The organism is Streptomyces sp. WAC03905 (genome assembly GCF_057371075.1).
In genome coordinates, this window is sequence record NZ_JBXYDZ010000003.1 from 5637705 (window position 1) to 5658679 (window position 20975).

21 protein-coding genes and 1 pseudogene are annotated in these 20975 nt (G+C 72.4%); 15 read left to right on the forward strand and 7 right to left on the reverse strand.

The annotated features are described in order from the left end of the window. Positions 1 to 85: 85 nt before the first annotated feature. From AC2RP6_RS27970 to AC2RP6_RS27995, 6 genes are all read left to right on the forward strand, one after another. Positions 86 to 904, forward strand: a complete 819-nt coding sequence (locus AC2RP6_RS27970; protein ID WP_486448688.1) for a metallophosphoesterase family protein — start codon at positions 86 to 88, stop codon at positions 902 to 904. A gap of 136 nt (positions 905 to 1040) precedes the next feature. Then, positions 1041 to 1481 (forward strand): SRPBCC family protein, encoded by a 441-nt coding sequence (locus AC2RP6_RS27975; protein ID WP_030850114.1) that lies wholly within the window; start codon positions 1041 to 1043, stop codon positions 1479 to 1481. 103 nt (positions 1482 to 1584) lie between these two features. Next, positions 1585 to 2751 (forward strand): ArsA family ATPase, encoded by a 1167-nt coding sequence (locus AC2RP6_RS27980; protein WP_486448689.1) that lies wholly within the window; start codon positions 1585 to 1587, stop codon positions 2749 to 2751. A gap of 75 nt (positions 2752 to 2826) precedes the next feature. Continuing rightward, positions 2827 to 3291 carry a DUF5304 domain-containing protein gene (locus AC2RP6_RS27985; protein ID WP_486448690.1) on the forward strand — a complete coding sequence of 155 codons (465 nt, stop codon included), beginning with the start codon at positions 2827 to 2829 and terminating at the stop codon, positions 3289 to 3291. A gap of 61 nt (positions 3292 to 3352) precedes the next feature. Further along, the gene (locus tag AC2RP6_RS27990) at positions 3353 to 4294 is read left to right on the forward strand and encodes an ROK family glucokinase (RefSeq protein ID WP_030385620.1); all 942 of its coding nucleotides are present in this window, start codon (positions 3353 to 3355) and stop codon (positions 4292 to 4294) included. 67 nt (positions 4295 to 4361) lie between these two features. After that, positions 4362 to 5129: an endonuclease/exonuclease/phosphatase family protein gene (locus AC2RP6_RS27995; RefSeq protein ID WP_486448691.1), complete on the forward strand. Its 768-nt coding sequence runs from the start codon at positions 4362 to 4364 to the stop codon at positions 5127 to 5129. A gap of 143 nt (positions 5130 to 5272) precedes the next feature. Here the strand turns inward: AC2RP6_RS27995 and AC2RP6_RS28000 are convergent. Further along, positions 5273 to 5847, reverse strand: a pseudogene (locus AC2RP6_RS28000) (hypothetical protein). Then, positions 5840 to 6619, reverse strand: coding sequence for an alpha/beta hydrolase (locus AC2RP6_RS28005; RefSeq protein WP_486448692.1), 780 nt, complete (start codon positions 6617 to 6619; stop codon positions 5840 to 5842). The pseudogene AC2RP6_RS28000 and the gene AC2RP6_RS28005 overlap by 8 nt, the downstream one beginning before the upstream one ends. Positions 6620 to 6789: 170 nt before the next feature. Here AC2RP6_RS28005 and AC2RP6_RS28010 point away from each other — a divergent pair, with 170 nt between their 5' ends. From AC2RP6_RS28010 to AC2RP6_RS28035, 6 genes are all read left to right on the forward strand, one after another. Next, positions 6790 to 7521 (forward strand): lysophospholipid acyltransferase family protein, encoded by a 732-nt coding sequence (locus AC2RP6_RS28010; protein WP_486450473.1) that lies wholly within the window; start codon positions 6790 to 6792, stop codon positions 7519 to 7521. A gap of 36 nt (positions 7522 to 7557) precedes the next feature. Continuing rightward, positions 7558 to 8775 (forward strand): MacS family sensor histidine kinase, encoded by a 1218-nt coding sequence (gene macS / locus AC2RP6_RS28015; RefSeq protein WP_486448693.1) that lies wholly within the window; start codon positions 7558 to 7560, stop codon positions 8773 to 8775. A 59-nt stretch (positions 8776 to 8834) separates the two neighbouring features. Continuing rightward, on the forward strand, positions 8835 to 9479 hold the full coding sequence (locus tag AC2RP6_RS28020) for a response regulator (RefSeq protein ID WP_486450474.1): 645 nt from the start codon (positions 8835 to 8837) through the stop codon (positions 9477 to 9479). A 154-nt stretch (positions 9480 to 9633) separates the two neighbouring features. After that, positions 9634 to 10662 carry a 6-phosphofructokinase gene (locus AC2RP6_RS28025; protein WP_486448694.1) on the forward strand — a complete coding sequence of 343 codons (1029 nt, stop codon included), beginning with the start codon at positions 9634 to 9636 and terminating at the stop codon, positions 10660 to 10662. A gap of 71 nt (positions 10663 to 10733) precedes the next feature. Further along, positions 10734 to 11729, forward strand: a complete 996-nt coding sequence (locus AC2RP6_RS28030) for a 2-hydroxyacid dehydrogenase (RefSeq protein WP_486448695.1) — start codon at positions 10734 to 10736, stop codon at positions 11727 to 11729. Between the two features lie 78 nt (positions 11730 to 11807). Continuing rightward, complete coding sequence (locus AC2RP6_RS28035) at positions 11808 to 12116, forward strand: hypothetical protein (protein WP_486448696.1); 309 nt, start codon at positions 11808 to 11810, stop codon at positions 12114 to 12116. Here AC2RP6_RS28035 and AC2RP6_RS28040 read toward each other — a convergent pair. Then, the gene (locus tag AC2RP6_RS28040) at positions 12085 to 14010 is read right to left on the reverse strand and encodes an anthranilate synthase family protein (RefSeq protein WP_486448697.1); all 1926 of its coding nucleotides are present in this window, start codon (positions 14008 to 14010) and stop codon (positions 12085 to 12087) included. The genes AC2RP6_RS28035 and AC2RP6_RS28040 overlap by 32 nt on opposite strands. 330 nt (positions 14011 to 14340) lie before the next feature. Between AC2RP6_RS28040 and AC2RP6_RS28045 the strand changes: the two genes are divergently transcribed. Together AC2RP6_RS28045 and AC2RP6_RS28050 are read left to right on the forward strand one after the other, a co-directional pair. Beyond that, the gene (locus tag AC2RP6_RS28045) at positions 14341 to 15702 is read left to right on the forward strand and encodes a class II 3-deoxy-7-phosphoheptulonate synthase (protein ID WP_486448698.1); all 1362 of its coding nucleotides are present in this window, start codon (positions 14341 to 14343) and stop codon (positions 15700 to 15702) included. 172 nt (positions 15703 to 15874) lie between these two features. Next, entirely contained in the window at positions 15875 to 16132 is a 258-nt protein-coding gene (locus AC2RP6_RS28050; protein ID WP_486448699.1) for a (2Fe-2S)-binding protein, read from the forward strand. Between the two features lie 37 nt (positions 16133 to 16169). Here AC2RP6_RS28050 and bfr read toward each other — a convergent pair whose 3' ends face one another. Further along, the gene (gene bfr / locus AC2RP6_RS28055; RefSeq protein ID WP_486448700.1) at positions 16170 to 16646 is read right to left on the reverse strand and encodes a bacterioferritin; all 477 of its coding nucleotides are present in this window, start codon (positions 16644 to 16646) and stop codon (positions 16170 to 16172) included. A 173-nt stretch (positions 16647 to 16819) separates the two neighbouring features. On the opposite strand from bfr, the gene AC2RP6_RS28060 reads away from it, so the two are divergent. Continuing rightward, the gene (locus tag AC2RP6_RS28060; RefSeq protein WP_486448701.1) at positions 16820 to 17452 is read left to right on the forward strand and encodes a sulfite oxidase-like oxidoreductase; all 633 of its coding nucleotides are present in this window, start codon (positions 16820 to 16822) and stop codon (positions 17450 to 17452) included. Between the two features lie 28 nt (positions 17453 to 17480). Here the strand turns inward: AC2RP6_RS28060 and AC2RP6_RS28065 are convergent, their stop codons facing one another. From AC2RP6_RS28065 to pknB, 3 genes are all read right to left on the reverse strand, one after another. Beyond that, positions 17481 to 17990, reverse strand: coding sequence for a DUF4396 domain-containing protein (locus tag AC2RP6_RS28065; protein WP_486448702.1), 510 nt, complete (start codon positions 17988 to 17990; stop codon positions 17481 to 17483). Positions 17991 to 18080: 90 nt separating this feature from the next. Then, complete coding sequence (locus tag AC2RP6_RS28070; protein WP_486448703.1) at positions 18081 to 18941, reverse strand: deoxyribonuclease IV; 861 nt, start codon at positions 18939 to 18941, stop codon at positions 18081 to 18083. 6 nt (positions 18942 to 18947) lie between these two features. Next, positions 18948 to 20861, reverse strand: coding sequence for a Stk1 family PASTA domain-containing Ser/Thr kinase (gene pknB / locus AC2RP6_RS28075; protein WP_486448704.1), 1914 nt, complete (start codon positions 20859 to 20861; stop codon positions 18948 to 18950). Between the last annotated feature and the right edge of the window lie 114 nt (positions 20862 to 20975).

Below are 20975 nucleotides of genomic sequence, written 5' to 3' on the forward strand. Positions count from 1 at the left end.
CCGGCGACTCGGAAGTAACCGCAGGTAGGCCCTGCTTTCACAGTCCCACTACCAGGTCCTCACCGGCCCCCCTAGGGTTGTCCGCATGGCTGGCAGCATGCGGGGCGGGAAGAGCGGCGACACGAGCGGTTCGAGCCGCACACGGGTCCACGTCGTGAGCGACGTGCACGGCAACACGGAGGCCCTGGCACGCGCCGGCGACGGCGCGGACGCCCTGATCTGCCTCGGCGACCTCGTCCTCTTCCTCGACTACGCCGACCACTCGCGCGGCATCTTCCCCGACCTGTTCGGCACCGAGAACGCCGACCTCATCGTCGAGCTGCGCACCCAGCGCCGCTTCGAGGAGGCCCACGCCCTCGGCCGGCGGCTGTGGGCGGGCCTCGACCGCGAACGGATGATCGAGGACGCGGTGCGCCGCCAGTACGCGGAGATGTTCGCCGCCTTCCCCCGCCCCACCTACGCCACCTACGGCAACGTCGACATCCCGGCGCTGTGGCCCGAGTACGCCGACCGCCACGGCCTCACCGTCCTCGACGGACAGCGCGTCGAGATCGCCGGCCGCGTCTTCGGCTTCGTCGGCGGCGGCCTTCCCTCGCCCATGCGCACCCCCTACGAAGTGGACGTGGAGGAGTACGCCGCCAAGGTCGAGGCCCTCGGCGAGGTCGACGTGCTCTGCTCGCACATCCCGCCGGAAGTGCCCGAGCTCTGCTACGACACCGTCGCGCGCCGGTTCGAACGCGGCAGCGAGGCCCTGCTCGCCGCCGTCCGCCGCACCCGGCCCCGCTACGCCCTCTTCGGCCACGTCCACCAGCCCCTCGCCCGGCGGATGCGCATAGGCGCCACCGAGTGCGTGAACGTCGGCCACTTCGCCTCCACCGGCCGCCCCTGGGTCATGGAGTGGTGAGAACCGGCCGCTTCCCGACCGCCCGCCCCCCGGCCCGGGGAGCCTCTGGAGTGGCGGCGTCCGCACGCGCGGTAGCCTTCACGCGGCGGCCGGAGGCCGTACACATCCTCGAACAATCTCCGGAGGAGCGACCGCGATGGCGGAACACACCAGCTCAAGCATCACGATCGACGCCGCGCCCGGCGACGTGATGGCCGTGATCGCCGACTTCGCCCGCTACCCCGAGTGGACCGGCGAGGTGAAGGAGGCCGAGGTCCTCGCCACCGACGCCGCCGGCCGGGCCGAGAAGGTCCGGCTCCTGCTCGACGCGGGCGCGATCAAGGACGACCACACCCTCGCCTACACCTGGAAGGGCACCGACGAGGTCAGCTGGACCCTGGACAAGTCCCAGATGCTGCGCCAGCTCGACGGCTCCTACCGGCTCGCCCCGGTGGACGGCGGCAAGCGCACCGAGGTCACCTACCAGCTGACCGTCGACGTCAAGATCCCCATGCTCGGCATGATCAAGCGCAAGGCCGAGAAGGTCATCATCGACCGCGCCCTCGCGGGCCTGAAGAAGCGCGTCGAGTCCGTCTGACCCGGCACCCGGGGATGCCGCGCCCGACCGGGTGCGGCACCCCCGCGGGATCCGCCACGGACCCCGCACGGCGGCGCACCCCACCGATCCGGAGCACCCGCACATGCACACCCTGCTCGTCACCGGTCCCGGCGGGGCCGGCCGAACCACCGTGGCGGCCGCCACCGCACTCGCCGCGGCCCGCCGGGGCCGGCAGGTGCTCCTGCTCACCGGCGATCCGGGAAACCCGCTCGGCGACCTGCTCGGCGACCGGCTCCCGCCCGGCCTGGACATCGCCCGGGTCGACTCCGGCCAGGAGTTCCGCGACGAACTCGTCGCCCTCCAGGAACGCGGATCCGCCCTCCTCTCCATGGTCGGCGCCCGCCCCCTCGCCGCCGAGGAACTCACCGAACTGCCCGGAGCCGAACAGTTCGCCCTGCTCCGCGGCCTCCGGCGGGCCGCCACCGCACCCGCCGCCGACCTCGTCGTCGTCGACCTGCCGCCGCTCCACCAGGCCGTCGCCACCCTCGCCCTCCCCGCCCAGCTCCGCCGCTACCTCGCCCGCCTCCTCCCCGCGGAGAAGCAGGCCGCCCGCGCCCTGCGCCCCGTACTGGCCCAGCTGGCCGGCGTACCCATGCCCGCCCAGTGGCTCTACGAAGCCGCCGCGCGCTGGGACGAGGAGCTCGCCGCCGTCCAGGGCGTCATCGAGGCCGACACCACCCACGTACGCCTCGTCGCCGAGCCCGGACCCGCCGCCGCCGACGCGCTGCGGCTCGGCCGGCTCGGCCTCGCCCTCCAGCAGCTGCCCGTCACCGACGTCGTCGCCAACCGCACGGTCCCGCCCGGCTCCGCCGACCCCTGGCTCGCCGGGCTCGCCGCCCAGCAGGAGAAGTACGCCGCCGCGTGGGCCGGCGAGGGGCCCGTGGTGGCCCTCGCCCACCTCGGCCCCGACCCGCAGGGCCAGGACGACCTCGACCGGCTCGCCGCCCTCGCCACGCCGGGCGGACTCGTCCCCGGCCTCCCCGCGCCCCGCCGTGCCTGGACCGTCGAGGACCGGCTCGCCGACGACGGGGTCCTCGTCTGGGTGGTTCCGCTGCCCGGCGCGCACAAGCGCGACCTCGACCTCGTCCGTCGCGGCGACGAACTGCTGCTCACCGCCGGCCCGCACCGCAGGACCGTTCCCCTGCCCTCGGCGCTGCGCCGGTGCACCGTCTCGGGAGCCGCCCTCGCCGACGGCGAGCTCCGCATCCGCTTCACGCCGGACCCCGGCCTGTGGCCCCGTACGCGCTGAACGCGATACCCCCGTTCGGGTACCGTCGAAGGTAGACAGCACGCACGCCCAGCAGCCGCCGCAGGAGAGTCCGCCATGAGCGAGGCCACCGACCGCCCCACCGACGACGACGCCTGGGCCAAGGCCTGTGCCGAGGACCTCGCCGCCGAGAAGGAGCGCCTGCGCGGCCAGGGCCAGACCGGCCCCGGAGCCACCGGGACCGCCGCCGAGGAGCTGTTCAAGCTCTTCGAGGCCGTCGCCGACAAGGTCTCCGGCCTGAACAACCCGCTGTTCGGAGCCGCCGCGCAGGGCGCCGTCCGGCAGATCGTCGACCAGGCCAAAGCCGCCGCGAAGCCCGTCGTCGAACGCAACCCCGAGGTCTTCGACCACCTCGCGGCCGCCGGATCCGAGCTGCTCGCCGCCTACCGCTCCGCCGTCGAGGGCCACGAGGGCCGCTGGACCCGGGGCGAGACCGGAGCACCCCGCCGGGCACCCGACGACCGCGACCCGCGCCGCGACGGCCCCGACGACGGTCCCGCCGAGCGGATCGATCTCGACTGAACCCCCGGCGCCCTCGGGTACCGTTGGCCGTGGCGGGGTTTGACCGGAAACCGAGGGACTAATGGGACTCACCATCGGCGTCGACATCGGCGGCACGAAGATCGCGGCCGGCGTGGTCGACGAAGAGGGCACGATCCTTGAGACGTACAAGGTGCCCACCCCGCCGACCGCGGACGGAGTGACGGAGGCCATCTGCGCCGCCGTCTCCGAGGTCAGCAGCAACCACACCATCGAGGCCGTCGGCATCGGCGCCGCCGGCTACGTGGACGACAAGCGCGCGACCGTGCTCTTCGCGCCGAACATCAACTGGCGCCACGAGCCGCTCAAGGACAAGGTCGAGCAGCGCATCGGCCTGCCCGTCGTCGTCGAGAACGACGCGAACTGCGCGGCCTGGGGCGAGTACCGCTTCGGCGCCGGCCAGGGCCACGACGACGTCATCTGCATCACCCTCGGCACCGGTCTGGGCGGCGGCATCATCATCGGCAACAAGCTGCGCCGCGGACGCTTCGGCGTCGCCGCCGAGTTCGGCCACATCCGGGTCGTCCCCGACGGCCTGCTGTGCGGGTGCGGGAGCCAGGGCTGCTGGGAGCAGTACGCCTCCGGCCGCGCCCTCGTCCGCTACGCCAAGCAGCGCGCCAACGCCACCCCCGAGAACGCGACGATCCTGCTCGCGCTCGGCGACGGCACCCCCGAGGGCATCGAGGGCAAGCACATCAGCGAGGCCGCCCGGCAGGGCGACCTGGTGGCCGTCGACGCCTTCCGCGAGCTGGCCCGCTGGGCCGGCGCAGGCCTCGCCGACCTGGCCTCCCTCTTCGACCCGTCGGCGTTCATCGTCGGCGGCGGCGTCTCCGACGAGGGCGACCTCGTCCTCGACCCGATCCGCAAGTCCTTCAAGCGCTGGCTGGTCGGCGGCGCCTGGCGCCCGCACGCGCAGGTGCTCGCCGCGCAGCTCGGAGGCAAGGCCGGACTCGTCGGCGCGGCCGACCTGGCCCGCCAGGGCTGACCCCGCCACCCGGACCGCCCGCCGCGCCCCTTGGGGGAGCGGCGGGCGGCTGCGTATCTTGCGGTGCATGGACATGGACCAGTTGCCGCGCCCGCTGCCGAAGTCCCGTACGGAACCGGACGGTTCCGTCGTGATCCGGGTCCTCGGCTACAACATCCGTTCGCTGCGCGACGACGAGGAGGCGCTGGTCCGGGTCATCCGGGCCTGCGAGCCGGACCTGGTCCTCGTCCAGGAGGCGCCGCGGTTCTTCCGGTGGCGCAAGCACGCGGCGCGGCTGGCCAGGAAGTGCGACCTGGTGGTCCTGGGCGGCGGCGCGACGGCGACCGGACCGCTGCTGCTGTGCTCGCTGCGGGTCTTCGTGGAGCGGACCGAGGACGTACTCCTCCCGCACGCGCCCGGACTGCACCGGCGGGGCCTGGCCACCGCGGTCGTCCGGATCGGCGGCGTACGGGTGGGCGTGGTCTCGGCGCACCTGTCGCTGGACCGGGCCCAGCGGCTGGCCCAGGCGGAGCTCCTGCTCGACCGGGTGGCCGCGCTGGACACCCCGTACGGGATCGCCGCGGGCGACGTCAACGAAGGACCCGGCGGCGCCGCCTTCACACGGCTGGCCGGGGCCCTGCAGGACTGCTGGGCCGTCGCGCCCTGGGGCGGGGAGCGGACCTTCCCGGCGGGGGCGCCGGACCGGCGGATCGACGCGGTGTTCGCCACGGCGGGGGTGGAGGTGCTGGCCTGCGGGGTCCCGGCGGGGCTGGACGGGGTCTGCGCCGGTGACCTGCGGGCCGCGACGGACCACCTGCCGGTGCTCGCGGCCCTGCGGCTGCCGGCCGCGCCGTAGCTCTGGCCGACTGTCGCCGACTGCCGGGTGCGCCGCCGTTGCCCCCGGGCCCCGCGCCTCGAACGCCGCCGGGGCCGGAGAGAGCGGGGGCGCTGCCCCGGGGTTGCCGCGCCGGCGGGGCCGAAGGGCGGCCCCGCCTCCGGTCAGACGACCGCGCCCCGGCCCGGGTCGTCGTCCTCGTCGTCGCCGTGCTGCATGCGGGCCACCAGGGTCGCGAAGCCGCCCAGGAAGCCGCCGATGCCCAGCGTCGTCAGCCACCAGGTCATGTCCCACTGCAGGAGCACCGCCAGCAGCAGGAGCACCGGGCCGCCGACCACCGCGAGCCAGGCGAACTTCGCCGTGGTGTCCGCCGGCGGAGCTCAGGCTCGGGCTGGACGAAATGGCCCTCCTCCACCGCGGCCGCATCGTCGTCGTCGGGCTCCGCCAGCGAATGGTCCCGGGGACCCGCCATGCCCACGCCCGGGGCGAAGACCACCGAGCTGCCCAGCGCGGGCGCGGGCGACGGCGCGGCCGGCGGCTCGGGCTCGGCGTCCGGGGCCGGCTCCGGCGGCAGCGGCTTGACGTCCTCCTCCGGCAGCGCGAGGTTCTCGATCGGTCTGAACGGCCTCGACCCCGGCGGGTCCGGCGGCTCCTGCCCATACCCGGCCACGATGGCGGCCCACGCCGCCTCCTCGTCCAGCGGCGGGATACCGCCCGACTGCTCCTCGTGCTCAGCCACCGGCCTCCGCCCCCTCCCTGCCCACGCTCTCCGCCAGTCGGCCGACGAACGCAAAACTGTCCGCGAAGATCCGCTCCGCGTCATGGTCCAACGTCGCCACGTGGTAGCTCTGTTCCAGCAGGGTCTCGGTGACGTCCGTCGACGAGACCCGGGCCAGCACGCGCGCCGAGTCGGCGGGCGGCACCACGTGGTCCTGCGGGCTGTGCAGGAGCAGCAGCGGCTGCGTCACCTGCGGCAGCTCGGCGTCCACCAGCCGCAGGAACTGCCGCAGCGAGTGCGCGGCGCGCGTCGGGACCCGGTCGTAGCCGACCTCCACCGAGCCCGGCTTGGCGATGTCGCTGGCGATGCCCGGCGTCGAACGGACGAAGTGCTGCGCCACCGGCAGGGCGAAGGCCAGCGGGTCGTGGACCTTGTTCGCCGGGTTGACCAGGACGATGCCGCTGATGGCGTCCCCGTGCTTGGCCGCCAGCCGCAGGGTCAGCGCGCCGCCCATCGACAGCCCGAAGACGAACACCTGCTCGCACCGGTCCAGCAGCTCCCGCAGGGCGCGGTCGACCTCGGCGTACCAGTCCTGCCAGCCCGTGAGCTGCATGTCCTGCCAGCGCGTCCCGTGCCCGGGCAGCAGCGGCAGCGACACCGTCAGGCCCCGCCCGGCGAGGTACTCGGCCCAGGGGCGCAGGGACTGCGGGGAACCGGTGAAGCCGTGGCAGAGGAGGACGCCGACCTCTCCGCCCTCGTGGCGGAACGGCTCGGCTCCAGGGAGGACGGGCACCAGGGTCTCCTTGATCATGACGTACGTCGGGCGGGTGCGTTGCTCTGTGTGACTTCACCGTACGCGACGGGGGTGGCACCGGCCAGGGTCGTCGGGCCCCTGCCGGCGGGGGCACGGGATAAGGTCTGTTCGACAGACACAGGAAGGCTTTCGAGTTGATCTACGGCGCAATGAAGTTCTCCGTCGGCGGTTCCCTGAAACTCGCTTTCAGGCCGTGGGTGGAGGGCCTCGAGAACATTCCCGCCGAGGGGCCGGCGATCCTCGCGAGCAACCACCTGTCCTTCTCCGACTCCTTCTTCCTGCCGGCCGTGCTGGACCGGAAGGTGACCTTCATTGCGAAGGCGGAGTACTTCACCTCCCCCGGAGTCAAGGGCAGGCTGACCGCCGCGTTCTTCAAGGGCGTCGGCCAGCTCCCGGTGGACCGCTCCGGCGCCCGCGGGGCCGGCGAGGCCGCCATCAAGAGCGGCATCGAAGTCATCGAACGCGGTGAGCTGTTCGGTATCTACCCCGAGGGCACGCGTTCACCCGACGGCCGCCTCTACCGCGGCAAGCCGGGCGGCCTGGCCCGGGTCGCACTGGCCACCGGAGCGCCCGTGATCCCCGTGGCGATGATCGACACGGAGAAGATCCAGCCGCCCGGCAAGGTCGTCCCCAAGCTCATGCGCCCGGGCATCAGGATCGGCAAGCCGCTGGACTTCAGCCGCTACCACGGCATGGACAACGACCGCTTCATCCTCCGTTCGGTGACCGACGAGGTCATGTACGAGATCATGAAGCTTTCCGGCCAGGAGTACGTCGACATCTACGCGACGGCGGCCAAGCGGCAGATCGCCGACGCCGAGAAGGCCGCCAAGGACGCCGAGAAGGCCGCCAGGGCGGACAAGGGCGACAAGGGCGAGTAGCGGCGGGCGGTACCGCCCGTCCGGGGGGTGGGGGAGATGGCGAAACGCGAACGCGTCGTACGTATGTCGGTCGAGCAGCCGCTCTGGCGTGCCCTGACCGCGTACCGGCTGCTGACCATGGTCTACGCGGTGCTGCTGTTCGCCTCCGCGTACAAGCAGTTCCCCCACCCCTGGCCCGCGGCCGGCTACCTCGTCGTCCTGGCCGGGTGGACCCTCGTCACCTTCCGCAAGGTCTCCAACGCCGCCAGCTGCACCAAGGGCTTCCTCGTCGCCGACCTCGCCGTGGCGATCGCGGGCGTCCTGCTCACGCCGATCGTCGACACCCAGGAGCGGATCGCCGCCGGCGGCCCCACCCTCCCCACCATCTGGACGGCCGGCGCCGTCCTCGGCTTCGCGATCAAGGGCGGCTGGCGCTGGGCCTGTTTCGCCTCCACCTTCGTGGCCATGGCCAACCTCGTGATCCACGGCGGCCAGCCCACCCGCGACACCCTCCACAACGTCCTGCTGGTCTGGGTCGCCTCCGTGGCCATCGGCTACGTCGTCGAGGTCGCCCGGGCCAGTGAGAACACCCTCGCCCGCGCCCTGGAGATCGAGGCCGCCACCCGCGAACGCGAGCGCCTCGCCCGGGACATCCACGACGGCGTCCTCCAGGTCCTCGCCATGGTCCAGCGCCGCGGCGCCGAACTGGGCGGGGAGGCCGAGGAACTCGGCAGGATGGCGGGGGAGCAGGAGGTGGCGCTGCGCACGCTCGTCAGCAGCGGCCTGGTGCAGCCCTCCCGGGTCTGCCACGACGAGTCGCGGGGCGCGCTGGTGGACACGTACGAGGACGACGAGCCCGGCGCGGACGACGGCGAGCTGGACCTGCGCTCGCTGCTGGCCCCGCACGCCGGGTCCCGGGTGAGCTTCGCCGAGCCGGGCACCCCGGTACCGCTGCCCGTGCCCGCCGCGAAGGAACTGGCGGCCGCCGTCGGCGCCGCCCTCGACAACGTGCGCAAGCACGCCGGGGACGGCGCCAGGGCGTGGATCCTGGTCGAGGACTGGGGCGACGAGGTGATCGTGACCGTCCGCGACGACGGCCCCGGCATCCCGGCCGGCCGCCTCGTCCAGGCCGAGGGCGAGGGCCGGATGGGCGTGGCCCTCTCCATCCGCGGCCGGCTGCGCGACCTCGGCGGCAGCGCCGACCTGGTGTCCGTCCCCGGGCAGGGCACCGAAGTGGAACTGAAGGTACCGAGGGGCAGGACGGACAAGAAGTGAGCGAGCACACCGACGTGAACGACCCGCAGCAGCCGCAGCAGCAGCGTGAGATCAGGGTGATGGTCGTCGACGACCACCCGATGTGGCGCGACGCGGTCGCCCGCGACCTGGCCGCCGCCGGCCTCGACGTGGTGGCCACGGCCGGGGACGGCCCCGAGGCGGTGCGCCGGGCCCGCGCCGTCACCCCCGACGTCCTGGTCCTCGACCTCAACCTGCCCGGCATGCCCGGCGTACAGGTGTGCAAGGAGCTGGTCGGGGCCAACCCGGCGCTGCGGGTCCTGGTCCTGTCGGCCAGCGGTGAGCACGCCGACGTCCTGGAGGCGGTCAAGTCCGGCGCCACCGGGTACCTGCTGAAGTCCGCGGCCGCCGAAGAGCTGATCGACGCCGTCCGCCGCACCGCCGTCGGCGACCCGGTCTTCACCCCCGGCCTGGCCGGACTGGTCCTCGGCGAGTACCGGCGACTCGCCACCGACCCGGCGCCCACCGCCTCCGACGAGCCGAAGGCACCCCAGCTGACCGACCGCGAGACCGAGGTGCTGCGCCTGGTCGCCAAGGGACTGTCGTACAAGCAGATCGCCGAGCGGCTGGTCATCTCCCACCGCACCGTGCAGAACCACGTCCAGAACACCCTGGGCAAGCTGCAGTTGCACAACCGGGTCGAGCTGGTCCGGTACGCCATAGAGGCGGGCCTCGACGACGCGTGAGCCCCGCTCGTGCGGGCGTCGATCGTACTTACGTCCCCGTCCGAGTGAACGGGCGTACGCAACGCCCCGCGATTCCACCTGAATTGCCGTCCCCCAACACCTTGCTGTGACCTGCGTCACCACTAGCGTGACCGTCATGGCGAAGGGAGATGCAATGAAGGTCGGAGTGCTGACCGGTGGCGGCGACTGCCCCGGACTCAACGCGGTGATCAGGGCCGTCGTCCGCAAGGGCCACCAGGAGTACGGCTGCGAGTTCGTCGGCTTCAAGGACGGCTGGCGGGGCGCGGTCGAGGGGCGCACGGTCCCCCTCGACATCCCCGCCGTCCGCGGCATCCTGCCCCGCGGCGGCACCATCCTCGGTTCCTCGCGCACCAACCCGTTCACCACGGAGAACGGCGTGCGCGACATCAAGGAGAACCTGGCCAAGTACGAGGTGGACGCCCTCATCGCGATCGGCGGCGAGGACACCCTCGGAGTCGCCGCCCGCCTCCACGGGGAGTACGGCATCCCCTGCGTCGGCGTGCCGAAGACCATCGACAACGACCTGTCCGCCACCGACTACACCTTCGGCTTCGACACCGCCGTCGGCATCGCGACCGAGGCCATCGACCGCCTGCACACCACGGCCGAATCGCACATGCGGGTCCTCGTCGTCGAGGTCATGGGCCGGCACGCCGGATGGATCGCCCTGCACTCCGGACTGGCCGGCGGCGCCAACGTCATCCTCATCCCGGAACAGCGCTTCGACGTGGACCAGGTGTGCGCCTGGGTGACCTCCCGGTTCAAGGCGAGCTACGCGCCGATCGTCGTCGTCGCCGAGGGCGCGATGCCCAAGGACGGCGACATGGTGCTCAAGGACGGCACCAAGGACTCCTTCGGGCACGTCCGGCTCTCGGGCGTGGGCGAGTGGCTGGCCAAGGAGATCGAGGGGCGCACCGGCAAGGAGGCCCGGACGACGGTCCTCGGGCACATCCAGCGCGGCGGCACCCCGAGCGCCTTCGACCGCTGGCTCGCCACCCGCTTCGGGCTGCACGCCATCGACGCCGTCCACGAGGGGGACTTCGGGAAGATGGTCGCGCTGCGGGGCACGGACATCGTCCGGGTGCCGATCGCGGACGCGACGGAGAAGCTGAAGACGGTCGACCCCGCCCTCTACGCGGAGGTCGGCGTCTTCTTCGGCTGAGCCGCCGGGCGCCGGCACACCATGGGTCGTATCGTGACGAACGGCCCATGGTCCGGCATACGGGAGACGACGTGGAAATCCTCGCATTCGGCGTGCAGGCGGACGAGAAGCCGATGCTGGAGGCTGCGTTCGCGGGGCTGCACGAGGTGCGCTGCCTCGACGTCTTCCTCAGCGACGACACCGCCCCCATCGCGGCCGGCCACGAGATCGTCTCCACCAGCGTCAACGCCGATCTGAACGGTCGAGTGCTGCGCGTCCTGGCCGCCGGCGGGACCCGGATGATCGCCCAGCGCTCCACCGGCTTCAACAACATCGACCTGGACGTCGCCCGACAGCTCGGCCTGACGGTGAGCCGGGTCTCGTCCTACTCCCCGTACTCCGTGGCCGAGTTCGCCTGGACCCTCGCCATGGCAGTGAACCGGCGCATCGTCCGGGCCGCGACCCGGACCAGGGACTTCGACTTCCGCCTGGACGGGCTGATGGGCCGCGACATGCACGACCGCACGGTCGGCGTGCTCGGCACCGGCAAGATCGGCGAGGCGTTCACCCGCATCGCGCACGGCCACGGCATGAACCTGCTCGGCTGGGACGTGGCGCGCAACCCGGCCTGCACGGAACTCGGCATGAAGTACGTGGACAAGGAGGAGCTGTTCGCCTCCGCGGACCTGATCAGCCTGCACGTGCCGCTGATGGAGTCCACGCGCCACGTCGTCGACGCGGCGGCCCTGCGGCTCATGAAGGACGACGCGATCCTGGTGAACTCCAGCCGCGGCGGGCTCGTCGACACCGAAGCCCTCGTCGCGGAGCTGCGCGCCGGCCGCTTCACCGGCGTGGGCCTGGACGTGTACGAGGCGGAGGCCGGGGTCTTCTTCGTGGACCGGTCCCTGGAGCCCGTCGAGGACGACACCCTGGCGCGGCTGGTCACCTTTCCCAATGTCGTGGTGACCTCCCACCAGGCCTACTACACGACCGACGCGGTGGGCCAGATCATCGACACCACCGCCGCCAACGTCGCCGACTACCTGGCGGGCCGCCGCTCCGAGAACGTCCTCGTAGCGCCCGGATAGCGACGCGGCCCCACGCGTTCGCCCGCGCTTCACCGGACGGCCGTACGGCACGCGCCGGCCGACGGATAGGTTCGCCCCGTGGACATACCCACCGCGGGGCGGTGGCTCCTGCTCGCCCTGGCCGCCGTACAGCTCGTGCACGCCGTCCGGGCCCTCCGCCCCGCTCTGCGGGCCGCCCCGGGCGAGCGGGTGGACGCCTGGCTGGCCCTCGCCGACCCCGCCCTCGGTGCGCCGGTGTCGGCGGCGCTCGCCGCCGGGAACATCACCGCCGTGCTGTGCGGGCTGGTCCTGCTGGGTCCGGTCATGAGCTGGCAGCTGGTACGCGGGTTCCGGCGCCGGAACCCGCGTACCGGGGCTATGCCGGGGCCGGTGCGCGGACCGCGGTGAGCAGCTCGCGCAGCAGCTCGGCGCCCCGCAGGGTGAGGACCGACTCCGGGTGGAACTGCACCCCGGCGAAGCCGCCGGCGGCCGAACGCAGCGCGTGGACCTCGCCGGTCACCGGGTCGCGGGACACCTCCACGCCCGCCCGGGCCAGCCGCGCCGCGTCCGCGTCGTCGCAGCGCGCGGTGTACGTGTTGTAGAAGCCGACCACCTCCTCCGCCCCGAACAGCGCGACCCGGGTCTGGGCACCCTGGGCCGGCTCCGCCTTGCGGACCAGCGGCAGGCCCAGCTCGGCGGCGAGCAGCTCGTGTCCGAGGCAGACCCCGAGCAGGCCGTGCCGGTGCCCGGACAGCAGCTCCGCCGCCAGCCCGCGCAGCATCCGCATCTTCGGGTCGGCGCCGTGCGCCGGGTTCCCCGGGCCGGGGCCCAGTACGACCGGTCCCTCCCAGGCGAGGGCCGCCTCCCGCAGCCCCGGCGCGTCGAAGCGCCGTACGGTCACCTCCAGCCCGGCCACCCGCAGGACGTGCGCCAGCATCGCCGTGAAGGTGTCCTCCCCGTCCACCACCAGGGCGTGGCCCGTCGGAGCGGCCGGCCGCTCCTGCATCCGCAGCCAGAACGGCGCCAGACCGGTGCGACGGGCGGCGAGGGCCGCCCGCACCCGCGGGTCCTCCGCCAGCCGCGGCCCCTCGACGGCCGGCCGCGCCGCCTCCGGGCGCACCCCGAGCGCCGCCAGCACCCCCGCCGCCTTCGCGTGGGTCTCCGCCACCTCGCCCGCCGGGTCGGAGTGCCGGACCAGCGTGGCGCCCACCGGCACCCGCAGCGTCCCGTCCGCCGCGATGTCCGCGGTCCGGATCAGGATGGGGGAGTCCAGGGTCTGCGCCCCGGCCGCGTCCAGGCCGAGCAGGGCCAGGGCGCCCGCGTAGTAGCCGCGGCCCCCGCTCTCGTACCGCTCGATCACCCGGCAGGCGTTCTGCACCGGCGAGCCCGTCACCGTCGCCGCGAACATCGTCTCCCGCAGCACCTCCCGCACGTCCAGCGAGGAGCGCCCGCGCAGTTCGTACTCGGTGTGCGTGAGGTGGGCCATCTCCTTGAGCCGCGGTCCGACGACCACCCCGCCCCGGTCCCCGACCGTGCACATCATCTTCAGTTCCTCGTCGACCACCATCGACAGCTCCTCGGTCTCCTTGCGGTCGTCGAGGAAGGCGAGGAGCGACTCGGCGGTCGGCCCCGCGGCGGGGTGGCGGTGGGTGCCGCTGATCGGGTTCATCACGACCGTGCCCCCGGACATCCGTACGTGGACCTCGGGGCTGGCCCCGACCAGGGTGCGCTCGCCGGTGTGGACGACGTACGTCCAGTACGCGCCCCGCTCGCCCTCCAGCAGCCGGCGGAAGAGGGCGAGCGCGTCCGCCCGGCCGAAGCCGTCGATCCGGCCCCCGAAGGTGCGCCGGATGACGAAGTTCGCGCCCTCGCCCCGGCCGATCTCGTCGCGGACCACCCGCTGCACGGTCTCCGCGTACGCCTCGTCGCTGACGTCGAAACCACCGTCCTCGACCCGCACGGCGTGCGTCGGCAGCTGCGCCAGGGCCTGCGCGAGCGGGACCTCGTACACCTCCTCGGCGACGAGCGCGCTCAGCGGCGTGCCGTCGTCGCGCACGTCGAAGCCGCGCTCCCGGATCTGCCGGAAGGGCACGAGCGCGAGGGTGGGCAGCGGGCCGACGGGCAGGTCGGCGAGGCTGCCGGCCTCGTGGACCGGGCCGAGGAGCACCTCGACGGTGTCGTGGTCGCGGCCGGGGGCGCGCCGGCGCAGCAGGGCGAACGGCGGGCAGGAATCGTCGAGCAGCCGGCTCAGCGGGTGCCGGGGGTCCCGGCGGTCCGGGCTGTCCAGGTGGCTGGATGTCATGGGCGGAGCGTCCTTCCGGAGGGAGGAGCGGCTCTCGCTGCCGGCGTCGAGGTCGCCGAACGCGGAAGGCCGCCCCTCGGGGCGGCCTTCGCGTCGTGCGTGTCGTCAGGTACGCGCAGGAAGTGGGCCGCCGGGAGCGGGCCACCACCAGTTCTGGTTCGTGTGCGCGTACATGCGGTGAACCATAGCCCAGACCGGCGGCCCAGGAGCCGGATCGGTCCCGGGGCGCGCACTGAACCATGGATTCCGTTCCGCCGGGGGTCCACGGCCTTCGAGAAATCCGTCTCACGTTGTGGGCGGGGGGCCGGAAGCCCCGCACAACGCCGTAATGTGTACGAGGTGACCGTGAACGCTGAAACCCAAGCCCCCGCCACCAAGGCGACCTGGCGAGACCTTCCCGCGGCGCAGCAGCCTTCGTACCCCGATGCCGAGGCTCTGCGCGCTGTCGTCGCGGACCTCGAGTCGTATCCTCCCCTCGTTTTCGCGGGTGAGTGTGACCAGCTGCGCGCCCGTCTGGGAGCCGTCGCCAAGGGCGAGGCGTTCCTGCTCCAGGGCGGCGACTGCGCCGAGGCCTTCGACGGCGTCTCCGCCGACCACATCCGAGCCAAGCTGAAGACGCTGCTCCAGATGAGTGCCGTCCTGACGTACGCGGCCTCCGTGCCCGTCGTCAAGGTCGGCCGCATCGCCGGCCAGTACTCCAAGCCGCGCTCGAAGGACACCGAGACCCGCGACGGCGTCACCCTGCCGACGTACCGCGGCGACTCCGTCAACGGCTTCGCCTTCACCGAAGAGGCCCGCGTCCCGGACCCCGAGCGGCTGAAGCGGATGTACAACGCCTCCGCCTCCACGCTCAACCTGGTGCGCGCCTTCACCACCGGTGGCTACGCCGACCTGCGCCAGGTCCACGCCTGGAACCAGGACTTCGTGAAGTCCTCCCCGTCCGGTCAGCGGTACGAGCAGCTGGCGCGGGAGATCGACAACGCGCTGAGCTTCATGAAGGCCTGTGGTACCGACCCTGCCGAGTTCAAGGCCGTCGAGTTCTACGCCTCCCACGAGGCGCTGCTGCTCGACTACGAGGGCGCGCTGACGCGCACCGACTCGCGCACCGGCAAGCTGTACGACACCTCCGGCCACATGGTCTGGATCGGTGAGCGCACCCGCCAGCTGGACCACGCGCACATCGAGTTCTGCTCGCAGATCGCCAACCCGATCGGCATCAAGCTCGGCCCGACCACCACGGTGGACGAGGCGCTGACCTACATCGACCGCCTGGACCCCGAGCGCGAGCCGGGCCGGCTGACCTTCGTCGTCCGCATGGGCGCCGACAAGGTCCGCGACAGGCTCCCCGAGCTGGTCGAGAAGGTCACCGCCTCCGGCGCGATCGTCGGCTGGGTCACCGACCCGATGCACGGCAACACCTTCGAGGCGGCCTCGGGCCACAAGACGCGCCGCTTCGACGACGTCCTCGACGAGGTCAAGGGCTTCTTCGAGGTCCACAAGGGCCTCGGTACCCACCCGGGCGGCATCCACGTCGAGCTCACCGGTGACGACGTCACCGAGTGCGTGGGCGGCGGCGACGAGATCTTCGTCGACGACCTGCACCAGCGCTACGAGACGGCCTGCGACCCGCGGCTCAACCGCAGCCAGTCGCTGGACCTGGCCTTCCTGGTCGCGGAGCTCTACCGCGACTAGTCGCCGCGATCAGTAGGTGCGTTCCTACGACGGTGGGGCGCGGATCGATGTGATCCGCGCCCCACTGTCGTACCCGGGGCTTTTAGGCCACCCTAACTTTGGGTACGGTTAGGTAAGCCTCACCGAATACGGGAGGGCTCGCCGCACCACACAGCGCCAGGAGGTGAACCGCGTGTACGTCTGCTCTTGCTTCGGGATCACCGACAAGCAGGTCAAGGAACACGCGGCTGCCGGGGCCTGCACGCCCCGCCAGATCGCCTCGGCCACCAAGGCCGGCACCGACTGCGGTTCCTGCGTGCGCACCATCCAGGGCATCCTCGGCCGCGGCGCCTGCCCGCGCAGGGAGCTGCTGGAGAAGGGCGACGCGGTGTCCGTGCTGGCCGCCGACACCGATGCGGCACGCTCGCCCGCGCTGGCGGAAGCGGCCTAGGAGCAGGCGGGGCCGGGTTCCGGTGTCCGTACCATGATCAGCTCGGCTGCTCGACGAGCTGCGCGATGTAGAGCGCCTCGCCCAGGGTCTCGATGAGCTCCAGCTGGGTGTCGAGGTAGTCGATGTGGTGCTCCTCGTCCTCCAGGATCTCCTCGAAAAGACGGGCCGACGTGATGTCGCCCTTGCCGCGCATGACTTCGATGCCCCGCTTCAGCCGGTCGATGGCCTCGACCTCTACCTGGCGGTCCGCCTGGAACATCTCGGTGATCGTCTGCCCGACGCGCACGTGGAAGAGACGCTGGTAGTTGGGCAGACCGTCGAGCATCAGGATGCGCTCTGTGATCTTGTCCGCGTGCTTCATCTCGTCGATGGATTCTTCACGCGTGTACTTGGCGAGCTTGGTCCAGCCCTTGTTGTCCTGGATGCGGTAGTGCAGCCAGTACTGGTTGATGGCCGTCAGCTCGCCGGTCAGCTGCTCGTTCAGAAACTCAAGGACCTCGGGGTCGCCCTGCATCGCAGAGGCTCCTTCCAGGCAATGTCAGCTATGTGACGGGGCAGTTGCGCGCATCCTTGCACCGCCACTGGGGGTCGTCCAGTAAGTGCCTCCTTAGTGGGAGTTGCCGTGACTTGCCCGAATCGGCCCGGACCTGGTCATGACCACCCTGCCCAGTCTGTCACCATGGAGTCATGGGTCAGCCGGAAAGCCGGGAATCTCCGGGAGCAGAGCAGCTGGAGCTTCCACCGGGGCAGCGGCTGCAGAAGGGCTGGCCCGTCACCCACTACGGTCCCGTGCCCAAGTTCAAGCCGGACCGCTGGGAGTTCCGCGTCTTCGGCGCGACCGCCGACGGCGACAAGCACTGCTGGAACCACGAGGAGTTCACGGCCCTGCCGTTCGCGACCGTCGTGGCGGACCTGCACTGCGTCACGAAGTTCAGCATGCAGGGCGCCGAATGGGGCGGTGTGCTCGCCCGCGACCTGCTCGCCCTGGCCCCGCCCGCGCCGCAGGTCACGCACGTGATGGTGTGGGCCGAGTACGGCTTCAGTTCCAACCTGCGGCTGGCCGACTTCGCCTCCGACCGGACCGTCTTCGCCACCCACGAGGGCGGCGAGCTGCTCACCGCGGAGCACGGTTTCCCGGTCCGTCTCGTGGTCCCGCACCTCTACGCCTGGAAGGGCCCCAAGTGGGTCCGCGGCATCGAGTACATGACGGCCGACCGCCGCGGCTTCTGGGAGGAGCGCGGCTACCACAACATCGGCGACCCCTGGCGCGAGCAGCGCTACTCCTACCAGGAGGAGCCGGGGGACGGCCCCGAGCTGTAGGGGCTGCGGTGCCCCCCGGGGCCGTCGCTCAATGGTGGTACTGGTGGACCACCGCGTGGCCCTTGCCGCGGCCGATCATCCACTTGTTGACCGGGGTCGTGATCACGAACGCGGCCGCGAGCGCGATCACCAGGACGATCCAGAACTTCGCGTCCGACAGGTGCGCGTCCATGGCTCCCGGCCACAGCGCGATGACCCCGTTGTCGATCAGCTCCATGACGGCGATCGAGAGGGTGTCCGCGGCCAGGGCCACCCGGACGGCTCTACGCAGGCCGACGCCCGCGGCGAGGATCCCGCGCAGGGTGAGCGCGTAGCCGAAGAAGAAAGCGAGGACGATCGCCAGGATCATCGTCGCGACGTTCCCCCACCCCAGCGCGGTACCGATGACCATGCCGAGCACCTCGCCGACGGCGCACCCGGTGAGGCAGTGGAGGGTGGCCCGGGCGGCCATGGCCCAGCTGACCCCGCCGGCGCCGCCGGCCGCGCCCACGGCGTGACCGCGGTGCTGGTGGTCGTGTTCTTCGTGCGAGTGCTCCATGACAACCCCCTGATGGGAAAGCCGGGTAGCGGTTCCGTCGATATGACCGAACCGTATACCCCCCTGGGGTATTCCTCAAGGATCAGTGGATCACTGCGGGCCGCGCAGCTCCTTCAGCAGCGCCACGTCCGCCGCATGCCCTTCCTTGCCACCGGGCGTCTCGATGATCAGCGGAACGCCGTCCATCGCCGGGTGCGTGAACAGCTCGGCGAAGGCGTCCCGGCCGATGTGGCCCTGGCCGACGTTCGCATGCCGGTCCTTGTGCGCGCCCACGCCCTCCTTGGAGTCGTTCGCGTGGACCAGCTTCAGCCGGCCCTCGCCCACGGTGTCCACCAGCAGGTCCAGCATCACCTTCGTCCCGCCCGGCTCCGCCAGGTCGTGACCGGCCGCGAAGACGTGGCAGGTGTCCAGGCAGATCCCCAGCTTCGGATGGTGGTCCAGCGCGTCGAAGTACGGCCCGAAGTCCCACGTCCGCGAGCACAGGGAGGAACCCTGTCCGGCCGTCGACTCCAGCAGCAGGAACGGGTCGTCGTCGTGCGTCAGCTCCTCCAGCAGCGGCAGCATGTGCTCCCTGACCTGCGCGTACGCCGCCTCCCGCGGGCGGCCCCCGGTCGCCGAGCCGGTGTGGACGACCACCCCGAGCGCGCCGATCTGCCGGGCCCGGCGCAGCGAGTGGCGCAGGGACTCCACCGACTTCTCCACCGTGGCCCCGTTGTGCGAACCGAAGTTGATCAGGTACGGCGCGTGGACGTACGCGGGAATGCCCTCCCGCGCACACCCCTCGCGGAACCGCTCGTCCTGCGCCGGACTCCCGACCGGCGTCGCCCAGCCGCGCGGGTTGGCGACGAAGACCTGGACGGCCTCGGCACCCATCTCCCGGGCGTACGTCAGCCCGACCGAGGCGAGACCGCCCGCGACGGGGACGTGCCCGCCCACCGGATTGCGTACCACGTGCCCCTACAGCCCCTTGATCGTGATGGTGATGGTGAGGCCCTCGGCGGCGGTCTGCCCGGGCAGCACCGACTGCGCGGCGACGGTCCTGCTGAAGGAGATCAGCGGCCGGTCGACCTTCACCTTGAAGCCGGCGGCCTCCAGGGTCCTGCGGGCCGTGTCCACGTCCTGCCCGACCACGTTCGGTACCGGGAGCTGGCGCGGGCCCTTGGACACGGTCAGCGTGATCGTGTCCCCGGCAGCGGCCTGGGTGCCGGCGCCGACGGACTGGTTGGCGACCGTACCGGGGTCCGACGGCGCGTTGACCTGCTCGGGAGCCGCGACGACCTTCAGACCCAGACCCTCCAGCGTGGCCTTCGCCTGCTCGAAGGGCAGCCCGGTCACGCCCGGCACCGGCACCGGCCGGCCCTTGCTGACGACGATCGCGACCGCCGTGTCGGGGGCCCGCTTCTCGCCGCCCGCCGGGTTGGTGCTGATCACCGAGCCCTGGGCGACCTCCTGGCTGAAGGCCTGCGTGACGATCCCGGGGGCCAGCCCGGTCTTGGCCAGCTCCGCCTTGGCCTCCTCCAGGGGCCTGCCCTTGAGGTTGGGCACGGACACGACCTCGGGGCCGCGGGAGATCGTGATGGTCACCGCGCCGTTGCCGCGGATCCGCCGGCCGCCCGGGGGATCGGTGTCCATCACCGTCCCGCGCTCGAAGGCGTCGCTGAACTTCCGGTCGACGCCCTTCACACCGAGTCCGGCCCCGGACAGCTGGGCGCGGGCCTGCTCCTCGGTCTTGCCGAGGAGGTTCGGGACCTTGGTGAACTGGCCGGAGTTGATGTACCAGACGCCCGTACCGATCCCCAGCGCGAGCAGGACGCCGACGACCACCAGCAGCACGCCGCGGCGCGGCCGTGCGGCGGGCGCCGAGCGGCGCCCGGGCGGTGCGGGCGGATCCAGCGGCGGGGACTCCAGCCGGGAGGTGAGGTTCACGGGCTGTGCGGCCACCGGCCGCGGGATCACGCCGGTGCGGTCCTCGGCGGACGACCGTTCCACGGCGTGCGCCTGCGGCGGTACGGCGTCCAGCTCGGCGTCGGTGAGCCGGGCGCGGGCCTCGCGGGCGAGGCCGAACAGGGCGGCGGCGTCGTAGGGCCGCAGTTCGGGGTTGCGGGCGGTGGCGGTCGCGACGAGCCCGTCGAGCCCGACGGACAGCCCGGGAACCACGGCGGACGGCGGCGGCACGTCCTCGTGCAGGTGCTGGTAGAGCACCTGCGCGGCGGTGGCACCGAGGTGGGGCTTGGAGCCGGTGAGTATCTCGTAGAGGACGACACCGCAGGCGTAGACGTCCGCGCGGGTGTCGGCGACCCCGTTCTCGATCTGCTCCGGGGCCAGGTAGGAGACGGTGCCGAGGACCGATCCGGTGGTGTTGGTCACCGAGTCCACCGACCGGACCAGCCCGAAGTCGGCGACCTTGACCCGGCCGTCGTCACCGATCAGCACGTTCTCGGGCTTCATGTCACGGTGCACGAAGCCGGCCCGGTGGGCGGCGCCGAGCGCGGCGAGGACGGGTTCGAGGATGTCGAGGGCCGCCCGCGGCTGCAGCGCACCGCGCTCGCGCAGTACGTCGCGCAGGGTGCAGCCGGAGACGTACTCCATCGCCAGGTAGACGTACGGTCCGTCCGTGCCCTGGTCGAACACCGCGACCACGTTGGGGTGCGCGAGCCGCGCCACGGACTTCGCCTCGCGGATGAACCGGTCGACGAAGGCGGCGTCGGACGCGAGCGCCGGATGCATCACCTTCAGGGCGAGGATCCGGTCCAGGCGGGTGTCGACGGCCCGGTAGACCGTGGCCATGCCGCCGGCCGCGATGCGGGCATCGATGCGGTAGCGGCCGTCGAGCACACGCCCGACGAGGGGGTCTTCCAAGGTCGTATCCACCCGCCGATTCTACGAGCCGACGCCGGGACCCCGTCGGGGGCGGGTCGCCTTGCAGCGCAGCTGTGACGTGAACGGCCACCGGACCGCGCCCCGGGCCACCGGCCGCCCGCCCGC